5 protein-coding genes are annotated in these 4,011 nt (G+C 69.0%); all 5 read left to right on the plus strand.

All coding sequences use genetic code 11. The features are described 5' to 3' along the window. Positions 1-910, plus strand: a 910-nt coding sequence (gene odhB / locus CH341_RS29095) for a 2-oxoglutarate dehydrogenase complex dihydrolipoyllysine-residue succinyltransferase (protein WP_111422754.1), incomplete at its 5' end; no start/stop codon positions are given. Positions 911-999: 89 nt separating this feature from the next. Continuing rightward, a complete protein-coding gene (locus tag CH341_RS29100) occupies positions 1,000-1,359 on the plus strand; it encodes a hypothetical protein (protein WP_111422757.1) in 360 nt (119 codons plus the stop codon). 84 nt (positions 1,360-1,443) lie between these two features. Further along, a complete protein-coding gene (locus tag CH341_RS29105) occupies positions 1,444-2,073 on the plus strand; it encodes a LysE family translocator (RefSeq protein ID WP_111422760.1) in 630 nt (209 codons plus the stop codon). Positions 2,074-2,075: 2 nt separating this feature from the next. Beyond that, positions 2,076-2,480, plus strand: a complete 405-nt coding sequence (locus CH341_RS29110; RefSeq protein ID WP_111422762.1) for an MAPEG family protein — start codon at positions 2,076-2,078, stop codon at positions 2,478-2,480. A gap of 37 nt (positions 2,481-2,517) precedes the next feature. Then, positions 2,518-3,918 (plus strand): dihydrolipoyl dehydrogenase, encoded by a 1,401-nt coding sequence (lpdA, locus tag CH341_RS29115; protein WP_111422764.1) that lies wholly within the window; start codon positions 2,518-2,520, stop codon positions 3,916-3,918. The last annotated feature ends 93 nt before the right edge of the window (positions 3,919-4,011 follow it).

A 4,011-nucleotide genomic window follows, 5' to 3' on the forward strand; every position in this document is an offset into this window, starting at 1 on the left:
CAAGCAGGACGCGACGCTCGCCCCGTCGGTGCGGCGCCTCGAGGCCGAGAGCGGCGTTCAGGCGGCCGGCGTCGACGGCAGCGGCAAGGACGGCCGGGTGACCAAGGGCGACATGCTGGCCGCGATCGAGCGCGCCGCCGCGGCGCCGACCCCGGTGCCGCAGCCCGCCTCCGCCGTGCAGGTGCGGGCCCCGTCGCCCGCCGACGACGCCGCGCGTGAAGAGCGCGTGCGCATGACCAAGCTGCGCCAGACCATCGCGCGCCGCCTGAAGGACGCGCAGAACACCGCCGCCATGCTGACGACCTTCAACGAGGTCGACATGACGGCCGTGATCGCGATGCGCAACCAGTACAAGGATCTGTTCGAGAAGAAGCACCGCGTGAAGCTCGGCTTCATGGGCTTCTTCACGCGCGCCTGCGTGCAGGCGCTGCGCGAGGTCCCGGCCGTCAACGCCGAGATCGACGGCTCCGACCTGATCTACAAGAACTTCTATCACATCGGCGTCGCCGTCGGCACCGAGCGCGGTCTCGTCGTGCCGGTGGTGCGCGACGCCCAGAGCAAGACGCTCGCCGAGATCGAGAAGACGATCGCCGATTTCGGCCGCCGCGCCCGCGACGGCCAGCTCAAGATCGAGGAGATGCAGGGCGGCACCTTCACGATCTCCAACGGCGGCGTCTACGGCTCGCTGATGTCGACCCCGATCCTCAACGCGCCGCAGTCCGGCATCCTCGGGATGCACAAGACCCAGGAGCGGCCCGTCGCGATCGGCGGCAAGGTCGAGATTCGCCCGATGATGTATCTGGCGCTCAGCTACGACCACCGCGTCGTCGACGGCAAGGAGGCCGTGACGTTCCTGGTCCGCGTCAAGGAGTGCCTGGAGGACCCGGCACGGCTCGTGCTCGACCTGTGAGGCACGACACCTCGATGCACGCAGCGGTCGTGCCTGCCGCGGGTTCGTGGTATGAGATCGCTGCGGCACCCGGGGCCACGGAGGTGGGCATGACCGACAACGTGGATTTGCGTTTTCTCGGCGAGCAGATTCGGCAGATGCAGTCTGATCTGCGTCAGGTGCGCTCGGACCAGCTCCGAGTCGAGAGCGAGCAGGTCCTGATGCAGGACCGGCTGGCGCGAGTCGAAACCAAGTTGGACGTGGTCGGCGCCAAGGTCGAAGCGCTCGACGGCAAGGCGGATTACCACGGCCTTCGCCTCGACCGCCTCGACGTCCGGGTGGATCACCTCGAGACCAAGGTCGACAACGGCTTCCGCGCTGTCGATGCCCGCTTCGACCAGGTGTTCCAGACGCTCGCCACCAACACGCAGATGCTGCTGGAAGCCATCAAGGGCCGACCGCAGAGCTGAGCCGGCCGCCGCCGGGGCAGCCACCGAATCGCCGGCATCGGGCGTCACGGCTGGGCGCCAGGTTTCGACGCCCGAGAGCATGCAATGTCCCACACGGCCGAGTTCCTCTCCCTCATGGCGGTGTTCCTGGTGGCGGCGGTGACGCCGGGCGCCGACTTCGCCTGCGTGATGCGCGAGAGCGTCGTGCACGGCCGCCGCGCCGGCATTCTGGCCGCGATCGGCGTCGGCTCGGCCATTCTGGTTCATGCCGGCTACACGGTGCTGGGCATCGGGCTGATCGTCGCGCATTCGGTCGTCGCCTTCACGATCGTGAAATGGGCCGGCGCCGCCTATCTGATCTGGCTCGGCATCAAGAGCTTTCGCGCACCCGCGCCGTCGCTGCCGGAGCCCGGGACGCATGATCCGGCGGCACGTCCGCTGCATCGCTCGCTCACGATCGGCGCGCTGACCAATCTGCTCAATCCCAAGGCGACGCTGTTCTTCGTGTCGCTGTTCTCCACCATCGTGTCGCCGACGACGCCGCTCGCCCTGCAGTTCGGCTACGGCGTGGCGATGGCGCTGGTGCTGGCGGCGTGGTTCACCATCGTGGCCGTCTGCCTCACCACCGGCGCGGCGCGCGCGGCCTTCGCGCGGGCGGGTCGCTGGTTCAATCGCGCCACCGGTCTGGTGCTGATCGGGCTCGGCCTGCGCGTCGCGCTGCAACGGAGTCATTGAGCATGGCGTCGAACGTTCCGGCCGAGATGCTGCTGCTGGCCGCCAGCGTCGTTCTGCTGGTGGTGCAGATCTTCATCCAGTCCGGCACCATGACCAAGGAGCTCGGCGGCGACTGGAACGCCGGCCCGCGCGACGACGGCAGGAAGCCCACCGGCGCGGTCGCGGGCCGCGCCGAGCGGGCGCTGAAGAACTATCTCGAGACCTTCCCGGCCTTCGTCGGCCTGGCGCTGGCGCTCGCCGTCACGGGCCGCACCGGCGGGCTCGGCCTCATCGGCGCGCATCTGTGGTTCTGGGCCCGCCTGGTCTATCTGCCGCTCTATCTGGTCGGCGTGCCGAAGGTGCGCTCGGCCGTCTGGCTCGTCGCGCTGATCGGCCTCGGCCTGATGCTCGCCGCTCTCGTCCTCTGATTGATCCTCTGGTCCCTTGCCCGAACGGAAACTTGCGATGTCCTCCTATGATCTCGTCGTCATCGGCACCGGCCCCGGCGGCTATGTCTGCGCCATCCGGGCGGCTCAGCTCGGACTGAAGACCGCCGTCGTCGAGAAGCGCAAGACGCTGGGCGGCACCTGCCTGAACATCGGCTGCATTCCGTCGAAGGCGCTGCTGCACGCCTCCGAGCTGTTCGACGAGGCGGGCCACGCCTTCGAGGGCATGGGCATCAAGGTCGGCAAGCCGAAGCTCGATCTCGCCGCCATGATGGCGTTCAAGGACGAGGGCGTCGACGGCAACGTCAAGGGCGTCGATTATCTGATGAAGAAGAACAAGATCGACGTTCATGTCGGCACCGGCCGCATCACGGCGCCCGGCAAGATCGAGGTGACGGGCGAGGCCGGCACCACGATGCTGGAGACCAAGTCGATCGTCATCGCCACCGGCTCCGAGGTCGCGCCGCTCAAGGGCGTCGAGATCGACGAGCAGCGGATCGTCTCGTCCACGGGCGCGCTGTCGCTGCCCAAGGTGCCCAAGAAGCTGCTGGTCGTCGGCGCCGGCGTCATCGGCCTGGAGCTCGGCTCGGTGTGGCGCCGCCTCGGCGCCGAGGTCGAGGTCGTCGAGTTTTTGGACCGCATCGTCCCGGGCATCGACCTCGAGGTGGCGAAGCAGTTCCAGCGCATCCTCCAGAAGCAGGGCTTCTCGTTCCGCCTCGCGACCAAGGTGACGGGCATCGACACGTCGGGCGCCCGCCTGAAGGCCACCGTCGAGCCGGCCGCCGGCGGCGAGGCGGCGACGATCGAGTGCGACGTCGCGCTGATCGCCATCGGCCGCGTGCCCTACACCCAGGGCCTCGGGCTCGACACGGCCGGGGTCGCGCTCGACCCGCGCGGCCGCGTGATCACGGACGCGCATTTCGCCACCAACGTGCCGGGCATCTACGCCATCGGCGACGTGATCGCCGGCCCGATGCTGGCCCACAAGGCCGAGGACGAGGGCGTCGCGGTCGCCGAGATTCTGGCCGGCAAGGCCGGCCACGTGAACTACGACGTGATTCCGGGCGTCGTCTACACGGCGCCGGAGCTCGCCTCGGTCGGCAAGACCGAGGAGGAGCTGAAGGCCGCCGGCATCGCCTACAACGTCGGGAAATTCCCGTTCACGGCGAACGGCCGCGCCAAGGTGAACCGCCAGACCGACGGCTTCGTGAAGATCCTGGCCGACGCCAAGACGGACCGGGTGCTCGGCGTCCACATCCTCGGCGCCGACGCCGGCAACATGATCGCCGAAGCCGCGGTGGCGATGGAGTTCGGCGCCTCCTCCGAAGACATCGCCCGCACCTGCCACGCCCACCCGACCCTCCCCGAAGCCGTCAAGGAAGCCGCCCTCGCGGTGGAGAAGCGGGCGATTCACATGTGAGGGGGTGGCCGCGGGCACAGCCTGCGACCTCGTCCTGAGGAGCCCGCGCAGCGGGCGTCTCGAAGGACGTGGCCGCGGCGGTGCGGCATGATC

The organism is Rhodoplanes roseus (assembly GCF_003258865.1).
Taxonomy (GTDB): domain Bacteria; phylum Pseudomonadota; class Alphaproteobacteria; order Rhizobiales; family Xanthobacteraceae; genus Rhodoplanes; species Rhodoplanes roseus.

Bases quoted from the DNA above. Each gene is read 5' to 3' on its own strand.
- CH341_RS29105 (WP_111422760.1), top strand. From the start codon at position 1,444: ATGTCCCACACGGCCGAGTTCCTCTCCCTCATGGCGGTGTTCCTGGTG.
- CH341_RS29100 (WP_111422757.1), top strand. From the start codon at position 1,000: ATGACCGACAACGTGGATTTGCGTTTTCTCGGCGAGCAGATTCGGCAG.
- lpdA (WP_111422764.1), top strand. From the start codon at position 2,518: ATGTCCTCCTATGATCTCGTCGTCATCGGCACCGGCCCCGGCGGCTAT.
- CH341_RS29110 (WP_111422762.1), top strand. From the start codon at position 2,076: ATGGCGTCGAACGTTCCGGCCGAGATGCTGCTGCTGGCCGCCAGCGTC.